The organism is Fulvivirga ulvae, assembly GCF_021389975.1.
GTDB lineage: Bacteria > Bacteroidota > Bacteroidia > Cytophagales > Cyclobacteriaceae > Fulvivirga > Fulvivirga ulvae.
The window spans coordinates 5,120,163-5,138,887 of sequence record NZ_CP089981.1 but is presented as its reverse complement, the minus strand read 5'-3'; the positions used below and the strand labels follow the sequence as shown (position 1 = coordinate 5,138,887).

At 40.8% G+C, this 18,725-nt stretch carries 21 protein-coding genes; 10 read left to right on the top strand and 11 right to left on the bottom strand.

Annotation, left to right across the window (positions count from 1 at the left end):
• Positions 1 to 7: 7 nt before the first annotated feature.
• On the top strand, positions 8 to 949 hold the full coding sequence (locus LVD17_RS21725; RefSeq protein WP_233761242.1) for a CPBP family intramembrane glutamic endopeptidase: 942 nt from the start codon (positions 8 to 10) through the stop codon (positions 947 to 949).
• 218 nt (positions 950 to 1,167) lie between these two features.
• Here LVD17_RS21725 and LVD17_RS21720 read toward each other — a convergent pair whose 3' ends face one another.
• From LVD17_RS21720 to LVD17_RS21690, 7 genes are all read right to left on the bottom strand, one after another.
• On the bottom strand, positions 1,168 to 2,142 hold the full coding sequence (locus tag LVD17_RS21720) for a glycosyltransferase (protein WP_233761241.1): 975 nt from the start codon (positions 2,140 to 2,142) through the stop codon (positions 1,168 to 1,170).
• A complete protein-coding gene (locus tag LVD17_RS21715) occupies positions 2,139 to 2,969 on the bottom strand; it encodes a glycosyltransferase family 2 protein (protein WP_233761239.1) in 831 nt (276 codons plus the stop codon). Before LVD17_RS21715 ends, LVD17_RS21720 begins: the two co-directional genes overlap by 4 nt.
• Positions 2,966 to 3,733, bottom strand: a complete 768-nt coding sequence (locus tag LVD17_RS21710) for a glycosyltransferase family 2 protein (protein WP_233761237.1) — start codon at positions 3,731 to 3,733, stop codon at positions 2,966 to 2,968. Before LVD17_RS21710 ends, LVD17_RS21715 begins: the two co-directional genes overlap by 4 nt.
• An 80-nt stretch (positions 3,734 to 3,813) precedes the next feature.
• A complete protein-coding gene (locus LVD17_RS21705) occupies positions 3,814 to 4,062 on the bottom strand; it encodes a hypothetical protein (protein ID WP_233761235.1) in 249 nt (82 codons plus the stop codon).
• Between the two features lie 193 nt (positions 4,063 to 4,255).
• Positions 4,256 to 5,391 (bottom strand): IS3 family transposase gene (locus LVD17_RS21700; RefSeq protein WP_233761233.1). Its coding sequence is split into 2 segments (ribosomal slippage): positions 4,256 to 5,130 and positions 5,130 to 5,391, totalling 1,137 coding nucleotides; the frame shifts between segments, so codons are not numbered across the junction.
• Positions 5,392 to 5,452: 61 nt separating this feature from the next.
• The gene (locus LVD17_RS21695) at positions 5,453 to 5,941 is read right to left on the bottom strand and encodes an ABC-three component system protein (RefSeq protein WP_233761231.1); all 489 of its coding nucleotides are present in this window, start codon (positions 5,939 to 5,941) and stop codon (positions 5,453 to 5,455) included.
• Positions 5,941 to 6,123 (bottom strand): hypothetical protein, encoded by a 183-nt coding sequence (locus LVD17_RS21690; protein WP_233761229.1) that lies wholly within the window; start codon positions 6,121 to 6,123, stop codon positions 5,941 to 5,943. The genes LVD17_RS21695 and LVD17_RS21690 overlap by 1 nt, the downstream gene beginning before the upstream one ends.
• A gap of 668 nt (positions 6,124 to 6,791) precedes the next feature.
• Between LVD17_RS21690 and LVD17_RS21685 the strand changes: the two genes are divergently transcribed.
• Positions 6,792 to 6,947, top strand: coding sequence for a hypothetical protein (locus LVD17_RS21685; RefSeq protein ID WP_233761227.1), 156 nt, complete (start codon positions 6,792 to 6,794; stop codon positions 6,945 to 6,947).
• A gap of 135 nt (positions 6,948 to 7,082) precedes the next feature.
• Entirely contained in the window at positions 7,083 to 8,492 is a 1,410-nt protein-coding gene (locus LVD17_RS21680; protein WP_233761225.1) for a tetratricopeptide repeat protein, read from the top strand.
• A gap of 38 nt (positions 8,493 to 8,530) precedes the next feature.
• Here the strand turns inward: LVD17_RS21680 and LVD17_RS21675 are convergent, their stop codons facing one another.
• Positions 8,531 to 9,007 carry a helix-turn-helix domain-containing protein gene (locus LVD17_RS21675; protein WP_233761223.1) on the bottom strand — a complete coding sequence of 159 codons (477 nt, stop codon included), beginning with the start codon at positions 9,005 to 9,007 and terminating at the stop codon, positions 8,531 to 8,533.
• A gap of 623 nt (positions 9,008 to 9,630) precedes the next feature.
• Here LVD17_RS21675 and LVD17_RS21670 point away from each other — a divergent pair.
• From LVD17_RS21670 to LVD17_RS21650, 5 genes are all read left to right on the top strand, one after another.
• A complete protein-coding gene (locus tag LVD17_RS21670; protein ID WP_233761221.1) occupies positions 9,631 to 9,876 on the top strand; it encodes a hypothetical protein in 246 nt (81 codons plus the stop codon).
• 89 nt (positions 9,877 to 9,965) lie between these two features.
• Complete coding sequence (locus LVD17_RS21665) at positions 9,966 to 10,292, top strand: hypothetical protein (RefSeq protein WP_233761219.1); 327 nt, start codon at positions 9,966 to 9,968, stop codon at positions 10,290 to 10,292.
• A 174-nt stretch (positions 10,293 to 10,466) separates the two neighbouring features.
• Positions 10,467 to 11,612, top strand: a complete 1,146-nt coding sequence (locus tag LVD17_RS21660; RefSeq protein ID WP_233761218.1) for a hypothetical protein — start codon at positions 10,467 to 10,469, stop codon at positions 11,610 to 11,612.
• A gap of 11 nt (positions 11,613 to 11,623) precedes the next feature.
• Positions 11,624 to 12,208 (top strand): hypothetical protein, encoded by a 585-nt coding sequence (locus LVD17_RS21655; protein ID WP_233761217.1) that lies wholly within the window; start codon positions 11,624 to 11,626, stop codon positions 12,206 to 12,208.
• The gene (locus LVD17_RS21650; RefSeq protein ID WP_233761216.1) at positions 12,208 to 12,852 is read left to right on the top strand and encodes a hypothetical protein; all 645 of its coding nucleotides are present in this window, start codon (positions 12,208 to 12,210) and stop codon (positions 12,850 to 12,852) included. The genes LVD17_RS21655 and LVD17_RS21650 overlap by 1 nt, the downstream gene beginning before the upstream one ends.
• A gap of 268 nt (positions 12,853 to 13,120) precedes the next feature.
• Here the strand turns inward: LVD17_RS21650 and LVD17_RS21645 are convergent, their stop codons facing one another.
• The 3 genes from LVD17_RS21645 to sdaAB are packed head-to-tail and all read right to left on the bottom strand — an operon-like array spanning position 13,121 to position 16,669.
• Positions 13,121 to 14,503 carry an efflux RND transporter periplasmic adaptor subunit gene (locus LVD17_RS21645; protein WP_233761215.1) on the bottom strand — a complete coding sequence of 461 codons (1,383 nt, stop codon included), beginning with the start codon at positions 14,501 to 14,503 and terminating at the stop codon, positions 13,121 to 13,123.
• 4 nt (positions 14,504 to 14,507) lie between these two features.
• Entirely contained in the window at positions 14,508 to 15,989 is a 1,482-nt protein-coding gene (locus LVD17_RS21640) for a TolC family protein (RefSeq protein WP_233761214.1), read from the bottom strand.
• Between the two features lie 2 nt (positions 15,990 to 15,991).
• The gene (sdaAB, locus tag LVD17_RS21635; protein WP_233761213.1) at positions 15,992 to 16,669 is read right to left on the bottom strand and encodes an L-serine ammonia-lyase, iron-sulfur-dependent subunit beta; all 678 of its coding nucleotides are present in this window, start codon (positions 16,667 to 16,669) and stop codon (positions 15,992 to 15,994) included.
• Positions 16,670 to 16,834: 165 nt separating this feature from the next.
• Between sdaAB and LVD17_RS21630 the strand changes: the two genes are divergently transcribed.
• Positions 16,835 to 17,638 (top strand): aminotransferase class IV, encoded by an 804-nt coding sequence (locus LVD17_RS21630; RefSeq protein ID WP_233761205.1) that lies wholly within the window; start codon positions 16,835 to 16,837, stop codon positions 17,636 to 17,638.
• Positions 17,639 to 17,782: 144 nt separating this feature from the next.
• Entirely contained in the window at positions 17,783 to 18,724 is a 942-nt protein-coding gene (locus LVD17_RS21625; protein ID WP_233761203.1) for an NHL repeat-containing protein, read from the top strand.
• The last annotated feature ends 1 nt before the right edge of the window (position 18,725 follow it).

Below are 18,725 nucleotides of genomic sequence, written 5' to 3'. Positions count from 1 at the left end.
TACAACCTTGAAAAAGATACTTCATTATCTGAAAGGCCACCTCAGGGAAGATTTTAGCCCGGGCTATTACAGCGCAATTGCCTTATTCCTCACTTTTTCGCTCATTTTCAATTACTACTTCGACTTTGAAGACTCGGTTATAGACAGTTACCACGGCAGCAACATAAGGATACTCTATTACTTCCTTTTCTATGGCTTTGCCTACTATTCGGCGGTACTGATCATGGTAAGCTTCAAAAAGAACCGGTCACTGCTCAGCAACAAGGTTTTCTGGATCAAAAGTGCATCAGTGTTGGCTATTTTGGCTTTGGATGCTGCCTTCCATTATCATGAGATACTCGTCAATCAGGAGCTAAGCTACCAACTGCACTACTGGGCAAAAAAGGTGGGTAAAAACCTGATCAATATATTTACCACGATCATCCCGCTATGGGTAATTTATAAAGCACTGGATCAGAAACTGGAGAGCTTTTACGGGCTCACACTAAAAGGCTTTGACTACAAACCTTATGTATTCCTGCTGCTAATCATGGTGCCCTTGCTGATAGCAGCCTCTTTTATTGACAATTTCAGCAATTTTTACCCCATTTATAAAGCCAACCCCTCCCCCGCTTACCTGGGCGTGCCTGAGTGGGTACCGGCCATAATCTATGAGCTGGCTTACGGATGGAATTTCCTGACTATTGAGCTGGTATTCCGGGGCTTCATGATCCTGGGCCTGGCATCTCTAATGGGTAGAAATGTGGTTATCCCCATGGTAGTAACGTATTGCTTCTTACATTTCGGCAAACCGGAAGGAGAAGCCATCAGCTCTATTTTCGGTGGTTATATACTCGGCGTGATCGCCTATGAGAGTCGCAGCATTTTGGGGGGCGTGATCATCCACGTGGGTGTAGCCTGGCTCATGGAGTTATTTGCCTGGTTGCAACAGGCACTGTTCAAGTCCTAACGATCAATCCTATACTATACCCGCATCTTCTGAATTGGACCCCTTATTTAGGACAGCAGCAGACAAAACTAACTTGCGGCTTTACTAAACCTCCGGAAGTTTGGTAATGCCTGACTGTTCAGAAACACTGGCAGCAGGTGGTGGCTCAAACTGAAATTATCCTACAGAAAGGTGGCTGTCTGAGGACAGCCACCGGGGGAGATTGTATAGAGCTGTTATCAGGCAAAAGGCAGGAATTTCGGTTCACTATCCTTCTCAAAATAGGGTTTAGAGGCATTTAGCGTTTCTCCGTTCATGATCTTCTCGTACAATTTCAGGAAGGAATTGGCCATCGGTGTAATCGAAAAATACTCCATCACCCGCTCATGGATGCCCTGATAGTTAAAATCAGCAGGGTCTTTAAGGTAGTTGATCAGCTCTTCTTTGTTCGCCGTCAGAAACCCTGACTCTTTATCTACAATTTCCGGTATAGAGCCATAAGGCGTGGCAAATACAGGACAACCAAAATACATGCTCTCGGTAATGGCGATACCAAAAGGCTCATGCCATATCACGGGAAACAAGAGGCCTTTGGACTCCTGCATTACTTTGTTCTTCTTTTCACCGCCAATCATGCCGTGGAAGCGCATGTTTGGGTCAATGGTAAACCTGAAGCCCATGTGAAAGTTCACCCTAGAACCGCCAATGACATGGAGCTTATTGCCACTCTTTTGGGCTACTTCTATGGCTCCTTTAACGTTTTTCACTCTCCAGGCTGCTTTACCTAGAAAATGGAGGTAGTTTTTCTTTTTAAATGTCGGACGTCCATAATCTTCCGGATCAAGACCGTTATGTACATAGCAGGTAGCATGGTGCCGCTCTGCATGGTTCCTGGACACAAATACAGTATTGATATCGTACTCCGGCTTTTTGGTATTCGACTCCATGTGTACGAGGTATGGCTTATTCAGCTCCTCCATTACAGGGATGTAGGAGTGCACCAGGTCTACTTCATCAGGTATCTGCTCCCTGAGAGGCTTTTCCGGATTGTATATTTTAACTTCTGCAAACGGGCACGATGAACCCTCTCCTACCAGAAAAATAACTTTGTGTCCCTGCCTGACCAGCTCCTTGCCCAGCCACCATACAATGCGTTGGATGCCACCATACTTGGCTACTGGTATAGTTTTATCAAAAACGATTAAAATCTTCATCCGTTAAGTTTTTCTATTCCGTAAGGGGTTTTGACCACGCCTGTTTTGCGGGTATTTCTCCTGATCTCCAGGTTGCGCTCCAATGATTCTTTTGTTTTATAGCCACGGGCATGATCCAGGTGTACACATATGGCCCGGTGCCTGATCTGCTTTCCTTTAATGCCTTTGTTCTCCAGTCGCTCACCGATCTCCCTGTCTGGCCCACCGTACCTCATGCGTTCATCATAGCCATTTACTTCGATCAGGTCTTCGCGCCATGCAGAGGTATTACAGTTGTTAAATGAAGCATTGGCAGGGGTAACAAAATCGAGGAAATCGGCCCACTTACCCTGGGCACCCAGCTTTCTTAACTGAGATGAGCCAGTAAGGCCATTTTCCCTGAGCCATTTTATATCAAAACAGCGCTGGGTAAGTATATCGTCTTTGCTGATCAGCTTGCTCAGCTCCATAGGTAGTTTGCAGTAGCCTCCTGACAGGAACCGCCCTCTCTCTGCAAGATTGGCGTGTACTTCTACAAAGTCCTTTCTGGGTATACAATCACCGTCGGTGAACAGGATGTATTCATTTTTTGCTTCTGTAATGGCCCTGTTCAGGATGGTTTGCCTCCTGTAGCCTTCATCTTCATGCCAAAGGTGGTTGATCTTAATTATAGACCGTTCCTTAGCCGCATCAATGATCTTTTTGGTCTCTTCACCCGATCCGTCATCAGCAATGATCACGTCAAAATTTTTATAGGTCTGGTTTTCATAACCGATAATAACCTTCTCCAGCCACTCGGGCATGTTGTAGGTGGCCATGATTACCGTTATCTTCAAATCCTGATTCATTTTCTCTTTTGGTTACGGTTTAACTCCCAAAGCCTCAAATACTTCATAAAGTTCAGATATGCAGTCAATCCGCTAAAAATGAAGCCGTAATACCCATCCAGGAACCCCAGCCTGAGTACGTACTTCCTGAAAAATTTATACAGCGGACTCAATATCACGTGAAAAATAAAGTTGGCCTTCTTCCCCTGCCTGAACTTGGCATGTGCGGCTATAATGGCAAACTTCTTGATCTGCTCATAATGCTCCTCCAGGTTCTCATAAGCATAGTGAAGGAGGTCGCCTTTTAGTTTTTCCACTTCCCCGGAGACGATTACTTTGTCATGTGGGTTAGTACCTCCCCACTTACCCTTTCGCCTGTCCCAAAGCCTGAGTTTTTTATCAGGATACCAAGAGCGCCTGAGCCAGGCCCCGCAGTAGTTATTAAACCGGTTGAAAACATAGCCATCTGCCTGCCAGTTATCCTTCACCGCCTGAATGGACGCTTTCATTTTTGGCGACACCCGCTCATCGGCATCCAGAGAGAGTATATGGTCGTAAGAGGCCTGATCCATGGCAAAGTTCTTCTGCTCAATATGTCCTTCAAAGGCATGCTGAACAAACCTAACCCCCAGCCTTTTACAGATTTCCTCTGTCTGATCTTTGCTATACGAATCAACCACAACCACCTCATCAACGATATCGATCAGCGAGTTGATGCACGCCTCGATATTACGCTCTTCGTTATAGGTAATAATTACTCCGGAAATTTTAACAGGACCTGCCAAGAATGCGCCGATATAAAGTTTTTACTATTACTTATTTACTACCTCTATGAAACAGATAGCAACTGCGGTGCAAATTAAAGCTATTTTGAAAACAATAGTGGGAAGATGGTTAAACTTTCGTTTTTTGATTGGGTAAATCTGTAATCATACCCCGTTTCTATATCTTCATCATATTTTGGGTTTTCACTCAATGTTATCCTTACCTGTTTGGCGTTATCATATTCAACAGTACCAGGAAGGTAAATTACATAAATCACAAGACCAACAAACAATAATACAAGTCCAATAAACTCCTTGACATCAATGTCTTTAATTATTCTCTTTAGCAATCCCTTCCATAATGTTTCTGCTTAAAGAGGCTATAGATGAAGTGTCCAAAAAGTCACTTTTTTCATTGGTCAGGAAATCTTGGCATGGTAATAATCTATCCAAAGATAAACTCGTAAGTGTCTGTTTGGTAAATATCCTAGCTGCTCGTGTAAGCACCCCCGTTTTAGGACTCCATAAAAGTATAGATTTCTATTAATTATTATTGTTATAATAGGTGTTAATTGTGGGTAACTCGATAGAGTTATCCACTGTTAACGCCACTTGTGCGTATTGTACAGGACTCTTATCATTTAAGCTTTCATGTGGCCTCACAAAGTTGTAATCATACATCCAATCTTCAGTGGCTTGTCGTACTTCATCTATAGAATCAAACACATAAGCATCAAGCACATAGTTTCTATAGGTACGATTCAGTCTCTCAACATATGCATTTTGAGTAGGCTTACCTGGTTGAATATAAATGAACTCTATTGCGTGCATACGGCTCCATTCTTGTGTTAATGCCGCTATAAATTCTGGACCGTTATCCATACGTATGCGCGAAGGTTTCCCTCTGCGTTTAATTAAGTGATTTAAAACCCACACCACTTTATTGCTCTTTAAAGAATAATCGATCTCTACATGCAAAGCTTCTCGATTAAAATCATCCATAACATTGAAAGAGCGGAATTTACGCCCATTGAATAAGGCATCACTCATGAAATCAATAGACCATGTATGGTTAAGTGCAGCAGGCACCTCCAGAGGTTCTTTTATTCTTGCTGGCAATCTCCTCTTTACTTTCCTACGCAAGTTTAAACCCAACGCTTTATAGATACGATGAACTTTCTTGTGATTCCATTCATTACCCTCATTTCTGAGGCGATTAAATGCTTTCCAAAAACCTTCGCGAGGAAATTGCTCAGCCTTTGCCTGCAATGCTGATATTATAGGCTCATCATTCTTAATAGACTGATAATAATATACCGATTTGGCTAGATTTAGCACACGGCACGCCCTGCTGATGCCACAGTTCAGTTCCTTCTGCACTTCTTTAACGAGCTGCTTTTTATGACAGGGCTTTAAAGCTTTTTTTCTATAATCTCTTTAGCAAGTTTGAGATCAAGGGCCAGTTCAGCATACATATGTTTTAACCTTCGGTTTTCTTCCTCAAGGTCCTTCAGCTTGCGAAGCTCTGAAGCTTCCATTCCGCCAAAGCGCTGACGCCACTTGTAAAATGAAGCCTGGCTAACGCCGTGTTCACGACTGATCTCTGCTGCCGTTTTTCCTGCATCAAACTCCTTTAAGATGCTGGCAATCTGCTGGGGTGAAAATCTTTTCCTTTTCATAAAAACAGTTCAAATTTAAGTTGTTTTCTCTACTTTTAAACTGTCCTATTTACGGAGGTGCTTACACTTCGACTTCTATTAAGTCTAATATTGGTTTTACTATATCTTTAGATATAGTTGACAATATCACTCTTTCTGACACTCCATCTCTCAACATTGGCTTTATTAAATGAATGTACTTCTCAAGTACAATGGCTAAAATAAATGCAAAGATTTCTTGAGCTGGCTCATAATTTTGATAATAAACAAGTTTTTTATGAAATTCTTGTTTTAACCAAGCAAAATCCTCGTACAAATAACTTTTGCCAGCATCATTTAATTTCTGTTCCAAGCCAATCGTATCTCTTCGTGTGGTGTACCTTTTTAAATCGTCTGATATTTTTTCTATTTCCTGACTATTATCAAAACTTGCTTTTAGCTTTTCAAATAGAGATGAAAGTTTTCCACTTGAACTATAATAATTATTTGTTTGCGATTTATCATCGCCTCCTATAATCTTATTCCCCGAACCTTCAATACTCGCGTTATTTTGATTAGTGCTTTTTAACATTATTTATTAGAGTTGTCATCTCCACCAATTACTTTGTTTTTGTTTCCTTTAATTTTTATATTGTCTTGACTAGATTTTGTGTTTCGTTTCCTTGATCTATTTATAGAAATCAACGCACCTCCAATTATTGCTGTCAATAAAGCTATAATTGCGACCATAATTTTTGCTGTACTATCTTCCATAATTTACATTTTTCAACTTATTCGCAACCGTGCATTCGGTACATTGTTCCGAATAGAACGGCTATAAATGATAACATATTTTTATTTCTTTTTTTGCTTATCAATTCTAGACATTCTTACCTATAATTCATCTAAAACTTTCCCAATATTTCCTTACACTTTCCGAACCCCACAATTCCGTTTGTAAACAATTCTAAAAGTAACTCTACAGTAGTATCCCTGTCAATACCCAACCTTGGGTATTTTTAGCGGATCAGCATTGGAATATTGAGTTTGTGCAACCGTATTAATTTAGCCGTTGAATATAAATTACAAAAAGCGAATTATACGCTTTTATGCATGCAAATTAATTGTATCGGTGGATTATTATTGAAAATTCCGTGTAAGATATTATTATAAAATGACACTTTAGGAAAGCAATTTTACACATCCCTCTATTGCAGTACAATTGGGGAGACTCGGTTTAGATAAAATTTCTTTTACTTGCTATGGGTAACTCATTAGTGGTCTGACAGTAACAGATATAAGTCTAACTGATTCATTACCAGCGTAACATTGCCATAAAAGTACCATGAGACGGTGATTTGAGAAACCATTAAATTTGTGAGGGTCTTATTCAATTGCCTGATGACCCGAAATACAACTAAACCCTTTAAATTCGGAAACAAATGAAAATCAGAAAAATTGCATTAATTGCAGCGCTTAGTATGTTTGGATTAACCTTTACATCGTGCCAGGAAGAAGAAATAATACCCGACACAGATAATGTACTAAACACGGAAGGTGTAAATGAAGGACATACCCAAGGGCCGGAAGACGATTGATCCAAATGATTAAACTTGGTAAATACTAATGCACGTAAGGTTTCCCAAGTATATGCTCCTTGATAATTGTGATAATACCGACATCTTTGTTCGATATTATCACAGTTATTTTCAACCTATAATTTACCTATCATTATGCCGAGACTTGCAACTCTGGCGGTCTTGAGTATGCTGTTTATCACGGCCTGTATTCAAGATGAGATCTATACCCACGACCCAGCCAAGATTGAAGCTTTAGAGCACACCTATCAAGAGTATCTAAACCACTATAAGGACTCTAAAATAGCCTTTGAGCTACTTGAAAAGTTGAAAACCTTAGCCATAGAATTAGATAATAAAGAATACTTAGCTAAGTATTATGACAACCATGGTTATCTAAACAACATGAGCAATCAACTTGGAGAAGCCACCAAATCATACAAATTGGCTCTGACGTTGTACTACGAATTGAATGACCCTGTTAAACAAGCTAAGATAGCGTCAAACTTGGGTAATGTTTACCGCTTGGTAGAGAGACATGAGGAAGCTCTAAATTACCTTCAACAAGCCGAAAAAATATATTCCCGATTGGACAAAAAGCAAAAACTCCCATTGATATACGATAATATTAGCTTGGTATACTTAGGGATGGAAGAGTATGACAAAGCTGAACACTACATTTCAAAAAGCCTTGAGGCGGCTACTGGTTTAGGATCATCATTTTGGATATATAATGGATATGCTTCATATGGTGAGCTATATTTCAGGCAGCAAAGGTTTGACGAAGCCATAAAGAGTTTTGAAGAAAGTCTTAACTATTTGGGGAGTGACCAAGCATTGGAAAAAGCCTTTCTACATGGTAATATAGGTGAGAGCTTTATGAAAGCCGGTAACCTCAATGAAGCCGAAAAATGGCTCAATGAAGCCCTGCAGTTAAAAACCGCTTTAGATGGTGCTGATAAAAGACCCAACCTGAATTATTTGGGAGAACTGGCCTCCCTCAAAGGTGATTACAAAGCTGCCCTGAAATATTATGACCAGGTGGTGGAGCTTTCCGTGTCTGATAAAGAATTGCTCTCCGATGAACTCGGTACCGCTTTAGAAGCCCTGCAAACGCTGACCAACAACCAGTCTGCTCGAGCTGCTGGTCTGGTGGTTCCCTCCCAAAAGTATAGCCTGATCCGGGATAAAAAGAATAAATTACTGGAAGAGCAAAACGAGCTGATATCATCGATGTATGCGCAGCAAAGTGTTGATATGGCGGAAGCCGAAATTACGCATTTGAACAATGAAGAAAAGTATAAGCACGAGTTGCTGCAAAAGGAACAGCGAGCAGATTTAATGAATATCGTTTACGCCATAAGCGCTGCGCTTGGCCTGCTTTTGGTGGTGTTTGTGCTGTATAAATACAGGAAAAGACTAATCATGTATCGCAATTATAAAAATCAACAAGAGAGAAAGAGTAACAAACTAGAAAAGCTGCACGAAAGGCTGGAAGAAGAGGTACTAGCCTTAAACCAACAGGTGCATTCTATCAGACAAATGCTCAGGGACAGCCAATCTTAAGTGGCTGCCTTGACCTATAGTAGTTTCATTATACACTATTATTCCAGGGCGGCTCTTTTTAGCTCATTAATTGTATCCGCAAGCTTGTCAGAGGCATTTATCATCACTTCAAGTTTCTTTTGATACTTGCCTACCTCCTTTTCAGAGTTTTTCAATTGCTCCTGAAGCTCTTTTATTTGATTGCTGTTCTCCCTGAGCAGGATCAACGACTTTTCAAAAGCCGCTTTAGCATCTCTATGGGCAAGTTCCTGAAGTTCGGAAATGCTGGTGCTGTATTCGTGGGACTTATCCATATCCTCACTCGTATAAAACAGCTCATCGGTGGTGACACCAAATATTTTCGCCAGAACGGGAATAAGGTCTACGGGTATCTTCCTTCTCCCATTTTCATAGTTAGAAACCACACTACGCGTAAACAATTGCCCCGTGATCTCCTGCATCTGCTCCCCAAGCTCAGTTTGGGACAAATTATTTTTCTTCCTAAAGTGAGAGATTCTTTCGGTAATTGTTTTCAATTTGTTTACAAAATATTATATTCGCATAGAGCAATGTTAACAAAATGAATACAAAATTATGTATCTTGTTTGCATCGCGTAAAGATCAAATATATATAAAACCATTGGAATTGCATTGGCTGACCCACACCTCATTTGTAGGTACAGGTACAGGACAAAGCAAAGCGGAGTTTATATAGGTAAAATTGAAAGAGTTCGCCCCACCGAACAGTAATCAAAATTTAAAAACATGCCTATTGTAAGGGATTATCAAACGGCAATTCAAAGCATGGAGGTGCTGGCCTTGAAGATGGAAGTCATAACATAAGAGCTGTTTGAGGCCAACATCGACTTCATCTGCAAGCTTACAGAACCGGAGCTAAAAGAAGAATTAAACGGCAACCTTTCCGCCTATAGCGCAAGGTTTCAGGGGCTTATAGAGGGGCTGGAGGAAATTATTAAAAAGGGAAAAAATTAATTATCAGTTCGGAAAAAGTTAATGGCTGAGTGTGTTCCGCTCGTGTAAATGGTAACTCTGTTGATTTTGGGGTTTCAGATTGACAGGTCAAGGGAGGTGCAGGCAATGGCACCTCCCTCAATGTACGGGGACACTGCATAGGCTTTCACTTTCTGAGGAGAACAAAATGAAGTCAAGCAAGATAATTCAAAGAATAGGGCAAACCGACCGTCTTCTTCAAAATGGCAACATTGGCAACGCTGAAGCTTTCGCCAAGCAACTTGATGTATCTAAACGCACGGTGTTTAATTTGTTTAAAATGCTGAAAGATGACTTTGAAGCTCCCGTGATATTTGACAGAAGCTCAAAAAGCTACAGGTATGCCCGGCAGGGAAACATAGTGATGGATTTTGTAACAGAGGATAATAATTAAAACAATCCGTTTCAACTGGATTTAGGTTGAGCGCCACCAAAGGGAGGAGCAAGTGTCTCCCGGCGGTGGGTATTTAAAACATGTGAATTATGAAAGACAACAAAACCGCGTGGGAGGAATCCCAAAACCAGTACAGGCTCCTGCTAGAAGGCGTGAACGAGCTCATAAAAAACTCCACACAGTTGGCCGAAACCTACCAAACCACCAACATGGACTTCGCCAGCATGATCTACCAAAACGGCCTTTCCGAGCTGATGCAAAAAGCAAACCAAATGAAAGTCTACGAACGCAGCTTCGAACTGATGCTTTACACCATGAAAAGCCACGTAGAGCAGTTGCGGCACCTAAAGGATGTGCTGAAGTTAATTATGATCAACGATACGGTTAATCAGCCGCTTAACGCTCCTGATCTTTAAAAGCAAGGTGGCGAAACAGCTCTGTAGTCTACCCTGGTTCAAGTCTTTAGCTTAGCGGAGATTTGGTGGAGCTATAATGAATTCAAGTCTTCTGACTTGTGGAAATTTGTTTGGGTATTCCAACCCTTCCTACAACTCTTAATTTTAAAGTTTAAACCAACCAATACTTTTATTATGAAATCTATCAACTACCTCCTTTGCCTATTTTTGGCAATTATTTCATTCAGTTGTCACCAATTTGATGAGTTTACTACTGAACAGGAAAAACTTAAAAGTTTTCAGCGAGATTTTACAGATAAATTTGAGCCATCAATCAGCTTTCCTGCTGAAGATTTAAATGTTGATTGGACCAGTTACGAAAAATTTTCCTCATACTTCGGCTCTGGTATTGCTTTCCAAATATCTCTGCCCAAATCAAAAAAGGAAGACAATGGGCCGTTTACTGCAATGGAGAAGTATATGCTTGTTGGTATTCAAAATGGTACCTTTATCACACCTGGTTATATTGTTAAAGTACTTTTTTTTAAGTCAGATCCACCAACCTGGAAGGGATTAAAAGATTTGTCTGAGTTTCATGGTGTTTTACAATACTATGATCTTCAAGGTAAGCAGGTTGCTTCTGAAACATACTTAAATGGAGACTTATACAAGCATGTTCTAGAAGAAGATTTAAAGAAGCTATCTACCTCTCGCGCCCCCGATTGTGGAGGTCACATAGTTACCACCCACCATTATGAAGATTGGTACCAGTTAACATCATCGGGTTGGTTATTTTTGGATACAAAATATAAAGGATCTACCACTGAATTCATTCATATCCCTTGTGAGGACTATGATTGGGACCCCATTCAGCGTAAGTATTGGGCCAGAAATATTAACGGTGGCAACCCTCCAACTAGCTCTCAGCAATGGAAAGCTCTCTCAAACAACCAAACCGTAGGGAGACTTTGCGATAACATAAAATCTATAAAAGTAGGCAATAGTTATACAGCTCAAATCACCGGAGTAGGCCTAACTGCCGTGAATCATCAACTTAATAAAGTCGTTAATGCAGAGCTAGGAACTATTTGTGTATCCATACCAATAGCATATGCCACAAGTCAATATACCGCTTCGCAAATACTCACAACCATCATCAACCAATCCCGGGATGAGATAGGCCCATTATTAAACTCAGGTAACTTAGCTCCCTATTCAAGTTCAATAAGAATTAAATTAAAATCATTAATTTCAACGAAGTTAAGTGCGTATGCTGGAATGATTTCATCGGGTCCATGCTCTGGGTCGATACCCAACACTACAGCAGATTACAGTTGTTAACACAATCATTTATGTATAAATTCTTTTCACTCATTCTTATTAATTTTTATGTCCTTTCTTCTTCAGTGGGTCAAAGTTTAGATACTTTAACTATTCATTTAGATTCGAAAGACTCACTTTCTTATTACCATATCATAAATGAACAAGTATCGACCTCGGAAGCAAAAGCCATGATTTTTGTGATTGATAACAACCTCTCAAGCTGGATAATTTTTCCTGCAAACTCAGACAGGGATGCTTTTGAGGATAACTATCCAAATTACACATTGCAATTTCACTTAAAGGAATTACCATATCCTTTAACCAATATCCCTTCTTTACAAGGATTAAATGTTTCGGCCCTCGGGCTGAAACATCTTCCGAAGGATATAGAAAGCCTAAAAGAATTAACGGCTTTAGATATAAGTTTTAATCCTATTGATATCAAAAACGAAATTTATACTATTTTAAAAATGCAGGGTTTAGAAGAATTGTATATCTATGGCTGCAAGTTTACAGAGGGTGATATCTTAAAACTAAAGAGTCTTACCCCCTCATTAAAAATCTTTTTTTCCAAAAAACAGTATCTTGAGAAATTCTATAGCAAAACGGAATAATGGAACTGAAAACTAAACTTGATCTCTTACAAGAAGTACACAAGTATTATGCTATTGGGTGCCCTCTCCTTAACCATGAATACCCGGGCTACAATCGTTTGTTAGGTGTTCTCGAAAACAAAATCAATAACTTAATAGACTATATTGAAGATGATACCTGGGGGTCTCTAATTAATGAACTTCAAAGCAATGGCAAATTCGTGGTCTACGATGATAGCTATCTTCAGTTTCCTAATCTGGTTGCTCGAATTGAACTTTCAAAAACCGAGGCTGAAGTAAGTATCACCCGAACTCTTCGGGTTACTTTATCACTGTTGACCAATTACTACACGGCTTTTATTGAAGAAAGGGCCACTTTTGGCAGGTATAATAATGAGGCTGGTGTGGCCCCTGTAAAACTGCTATGGTATGGACAGCGGAATATGTCGGATAATGAAACAAAGTGGCTGGAGGAAGTAAACGTCAGGGTGAACTATCATTATCCCAACTACTCATTTATCAACCATGATCTGCTGTTGAATACTAATATATATGGTGGATTGCCTCATGGTGAAGATCCGGAAGATTTAAAACCATGTTATTCCTTATACAGCTTCTTGTTTGATTATATACAGCCTCCTCAAGGTTTTGAGGTGATTTCCTGAATACTGGCTTGCACAGTGTACATCAGCACTTAGACACCCGACAAGTTTTCTTGCTTTCCACCTCGATCATACTAAGCTAGCGAAGTATCTAACTCGGTTCCTTACCGGCTCAGTGGTATGTAATAACCTGCTTAGGTAGACCCTTCCTATCGGCAGTAGGACTGTGGGGTGTTGGGAGGTGATGAGGTGAACACAGCAGGATTGAGAACAGGCACAAAAAAAGTTGCACTTACGTGCAGCTTTCCTTTTGATAAACTTATCGGAATTATTATTCTTCCGCCAATTTTTTATCCTCGGCTTTGTCATCGCTGTTTTTCTCTTCAGTCTTTACTTTATCACCATCTTCAAGCCGTTTAGATACCGCCAGGAAAGGCCCTGATATTACTTTCTCGCCTTCTTTTACACCCTCCAGTATTTCAATGTTTTCGTAATCGCTTATGCCAGTCTTAACTTCTCTCAACACTGCTGTGCCGCCTTCATTAACAAACACCACTTCCTTGATACTTTCTTTAGCTCCCGTGTTCTTCTCATCAGCCTTTGCTACTTTTTCGTCTTCCTCTTTTGCTCCTAATTTTTTCTTATCCGGGTCTCGTGTAGTAACGGCAGAAAGTGGTACGGCAAGTGCCTTTTCCTTTCTTTTTGTTATTATATCCACGCTGGCAGTCATACCCGGACGAAACGGGTACCTGCTACCCTCTTCTATCAAATCCCGATATGATGAGTTCAATATTTTAATACGAACTTCAAATTCTGTAACCGCATCTGCAGACGCTTTATCGTTGGCCGTATTGGCTATAGCCGTAACCACTCCTGTAAACTCTTTATCGAGGTGGCTGTAGGCATCTACATCAATAACAGCGGTATCGCCGAGCGAAACCCTTATAATATCATTTTCATTAACATCTACGCGTACTTCCATTTTATTGAGGTCAGCAATACGCATGATTTCTGTACCCTGAAACTGCTGGGTTCCCAGTACGGTCTCCCCTTTTTCTACATTGAGTTTGGATACTATACCTCCCATTGGCGAAGTAACAGTAGTCCTTCGTAAATTTTCCTGAGCCTGATCAAGGGACGCTCCACTTGATCGTACTATGTATTTTGCAGCTTCTACTGATTTCTCTGCAGACTTCAGATCGTTTTTGGCTACTGCAAAATTTTGCTGTGCCTGCTCCCATTCCGCATCGGATATAACAGTTTGCTTAAACAGTTTTTCCTGCCTCTTATACTCCTGTTCTGCACGTACAAAAGTAGCTTTAGCTCTTTCAAGAGATGCTTCTGCAGATGCCAGGTTTGCCTTCTGCTGATTAAGTGATGCCCTGGACTGCTCCACCACCGCCACAAAATTATCCGGTCTTACCTTCGCCAGAATCTGATCAGCCTGTACAGAATCTCCCTCTTCAACGTTTAATTCTATCAGCTCACCGGATACTTCCGGGCTTAGCTTTACTTCTACTACCGGCTGTACCATACCGGAAGCGCTGACTTTTTCAGTAATTGACAGTTGTTTGGCTTCGGCTATTTCCACCTCTATTTCATTGGGCTTACCAATCCAGCCGGCAGACTTACCGACGATAAGTATTACCACCAGCACGCCGAATGCACCGATCAACCAGTATAACCATTTATTGGATCTTCTTTTTTTTGCCATCAGTTTAAAAATCTAAAGGTTTACCTTGATAAAAATCTAATACTTTTAGTTTGAATATATAGTCGTATTTAGCTCTCAAAAGATCTGATTTGGCCTGAAACAAATCGTTTTCTGCTATTTGATAGTCTGTAAAATTAACTGCGCCTATGTCGTATCGCTGCTTCATTACCCTGAATGATTCTTCCCTGGCCTGCACCTGAGTTGTTGAAGCATTATAAGATTTGATAGCTGCTGTTACATCATTGTAAGACTGCTCTATGGTTCTCCAAAGCTGGTACTTCACATCCTTTTCGTTGATCTCGGCCTGCTGGTGCGTGATCTTCGCCCTCTGGATGCCCGCCCTGGCCGAAAAGCCATTGAAAATGGGGATGGAAACACCAAGGCTCACATACTTGCTGAGGTTATCATTGATCTGCGTGTCAAAATCAATGGTTTCATATCCGGTTGGCGATGAAGCCGGTACATTGACAGTCTGCAAGTCAGTGCCATTTGAAAAAGTAACTGACTGGTATAACTGAACCTGATTGCCGTTAGGATTTGTAGGGTTGTTGATAAACACCGGCTCTGTAGCTGTAGGTATCTGCGACGCATCAGAGTACCTGGTGGTAAAGCCGCCTTGTAGTGATAATGTAGGGTAAAGGTTTCCCCTGGCTACATCTACGCCTATATCAGTACTTTCGGTATTTAGCTCTGCACTCTTAACTTCAGGCATTGCACCAAGTGCAATATTGTATATTTCAATAGCTGAAAGCTCCATTACCGGCTCAGCCTCCACATCCAGCTCAGGCACCACAATATCAATATCGCTTTCCGGAGGAAGCTGAAGCACCTGTTTCAACTGAATTTTGGCCATCAGGTAGTCGTTTTCCCTGTTTACCACATTGAGCTCATTAGTGGCCTTTTGGGCCTGTAAGTCCAGCAGGTTAGCCTTAGGCAAGGCACCTACATCCACCTGCTTTTGAGTCAGCTCCACTTGCTGCTCGGTGCTGCTTAACTGTGTACGGGCATTTTCCAGTAGCTCGCGAGCAAAAAGAACATTGGTGTAAAAGGTAATTACATTCAGTATCACACTGTTCTTAGACGCAGCAAGATCCATCTGGCTCGACTCATAGGACAGCCTGTTCTGCTTTATGGAGTTATTAATCCTCATGCCATTGAACAACACAACACTACTGGTCAGGCTTCCGTTGGCAGATGCTATTCTCTGATTGTCAACGAATAAGTTAGTCGTCGGGTCAATAGACCTACCCCAGCTATAACTGTAGGAGCCATTGGCATTGGCATCGGGCAACCTTGACAACCTGGCCTGGCTGTAGTTAATATCCTGACTTTCCACATTCAGCACACTTCTTTTCACATCCAGGTTATTTTCCAGCGCGTAGTCTATACATTCCTGCAGCGTCCATTCGCTCTTATCCTGAGCAAAGGCGCCAAACGAACATAATAAAGAGACAATTAATACTTTGACCGCTTTCCTTTTCATCATATTTATAAATCGATATCGGGGATATATATTACTTCTTTGATCCAGCTGAGGCTTTTTATATATTCTAATGTAATTGGCTTTAAACCACTGTCCATTTCAATTACCTGGCACGCTATGTCATGCTTTCCTTTACGAGACACCGACATGGTGGCAATGTTACAGTCGTCGTGAGATAAAATATTGGCTATATAGGCAATACTGCCTTTTACATCATCGGCTTTGAGTATCAGGGTATGTAAGTTCGCAGAGAAATTGGCATTAAATCCATCAATTTCGGCGATATTGATCACTCCCCCTCCTTTGCTTTCACCTATTACTTCTATCTTCCGGCCATCTTTTTCGAGGTTCAGTTTTATGGTATTAGGGTGGTAAACCGAGGCGTTGCCTACAGACTTAAAAGTGTACTCCAGACCGGCCTTTTCAGCAAAATCAAAAGAATTCCTGATCCTTTCATCATCTGTTTTATAATCCAGAAGACCGGCTATTATTGCTTTGTCACTTCCGTGCCCTTCATAGGTGCGGGCAAAGGAATTATAAAATGTAATAACCGCTTTTTCCGGTTTGCCTCCCAGCACTCTGATAGCAGCACGCGCTATACGTACTACCCCTGCTGTATGCGAGCTTGACGGTCCTATCATAACGGGTCCTATCATATCAAATACACTACTTTTCTCCGCCATGGCACTAAATTGTTATAGTTTCAATATTAATGATAATTTTACTGCTGCATCACCTGAAAATTATGAATGGTTAATAACCCATTTGAAACCCCAAATTGGGTGATAAAGTATTTTAGGTAATGCCAAACGATCAAAGATCATATCTATTTATCGTTTTTCCATTTTATGGCTGCAATATTTAACAATAATTACATCACCAAGGCATTTTCATGTGCCATCAACGACCGGGCTCTTCAGTTTGGCGATGGACTTTTTGAAACTATCAGGATTGAAAACGGCAAGGCACAACTTTTAAACTATCATATGGAGCGCCTTTTAGAAGGTGCCGGGGCTTTGCGCTTTAATATTCCAAAGTATATTACTGAAGAATCCTTACAGTCACAAATAGCGGAGTTGCTTTTTCATAACCACTTTGGGAAAAATGCCACTGCGAAACTGATTGTATGGCGCAGAAATGACTACCAAAAAGCATATACCAGTACGGATACAGGAGTCAATACTTTGCTTATGTTAAGGCCGGCATCAACTCCTGTAACCAAACAGCGCGCAGGCTTTTCGGAAGACGTTATCCTCCACTACTGGAAGCTCTCAAGATTCAAAACCATCAGTGCTCTGCCTTATATCATGGCCTCTCAGGAAAGGGATAGCCGAAAACTTGATGAGCTCATTCTTCTTAATGTACACGGCCATATTACTGAAAGCACATCATCCAACATATTTTGGTCCAAGGATGATATTTATTATACTCCGGCGCTGACAACAGGGTGTATAGCCGGGGTACAACGACGACACATTTTAAAAACTCTCGGAACTCAAAAAATAGAATTTCATGAGGTTGAAGAGGGCAAGGAAGCTCTTTTAAATGCTGATGGAGTATTTGTGTGTAATAGTAGCGGGTTAAGTCCCATAGCACAGCTAAATAACATAACTTACTGTAAATCAGAATATATAATAAAAAAATTAACTTGAGTTAACTTTAAATTTCACAACTTGTCAGTGCACTTTGGCCGGTTTGTGAATCTTTTACCTCTCGTATTGAGTAAAAGCATTAAGTGAGAATCTGGTTCTTGGCCTGATCCTCTATATATGACCCCAAACCCTAACCTTCTGCAAATGAAATACGCTGTTATCCTGATTTTCCTGTCTCTGCCGGTTCTTTCCAAGGCTCAAAAATTCAACACCCTTGAAAAGGTATCAGAAATACCAGAGTCTGATCTTATACCTGAAGGAATTGCCCATGATCCCCAATCTGACGCTTTTTATATAGGTAGTCTTTATAAGAATAAGGTAATTATGATGGATAGGCAGGGGAAAGTTTCTGACTTTATCCCTGCTAATACAGATGGCGACTGGAGCTACCTGGGTATGAAGGTAAAAGATGGCAAGCTATGGAGCTGCAGAGGCCCTTTGAGTGAAAAGCATGACAGTACAGGATATTCCGGTTTGTTTGTATACGACCTAAAGACAGGAAAGCGGATCAAACGATATTTGACACCCGATCGCGGGCATCTGCTTAACGATTTGATATTTGACGGGAATGATATCTATATTTCGGATTCACAGGGTGGAGCTGTTTATAAGATTTCTTCGTCAAACGACCGGCTGGAAGTGTTTATCCCGCCAGGCACCTTTGTTTATCCAAACGGCATCACCCTGACCCCTGACGGTGGCAGCCTGGTATTAGCAACTTCCGGAGGACTGCAAAAAATTGATATCCCTACAAAGCAGGTCACCCAGCTCACTCACCCCGATTATTATATTATAGCTATTGACGGATTATACACTTATGGCGATGCTCTTATCGGTTTTCAAAGTATAATGAAACCGGAAGCCATCAATCAGTTTACCTTTGATAGTGCTTATACTGAGGTTGTAAATATTAAAACGCTAACGTGCGGACACCCCGCATTTTATCAACCCACTACAGGTGCTATAAAAAACGGCTGGCTTTACTTCATTGCAAATAGTTATGTGACTACTTTGAATAATGAAAAAGTAATCACAAACCCGAAATTATTAAAGAATCCGGAGCTCTACAGAGTAAAACTGGATTGAA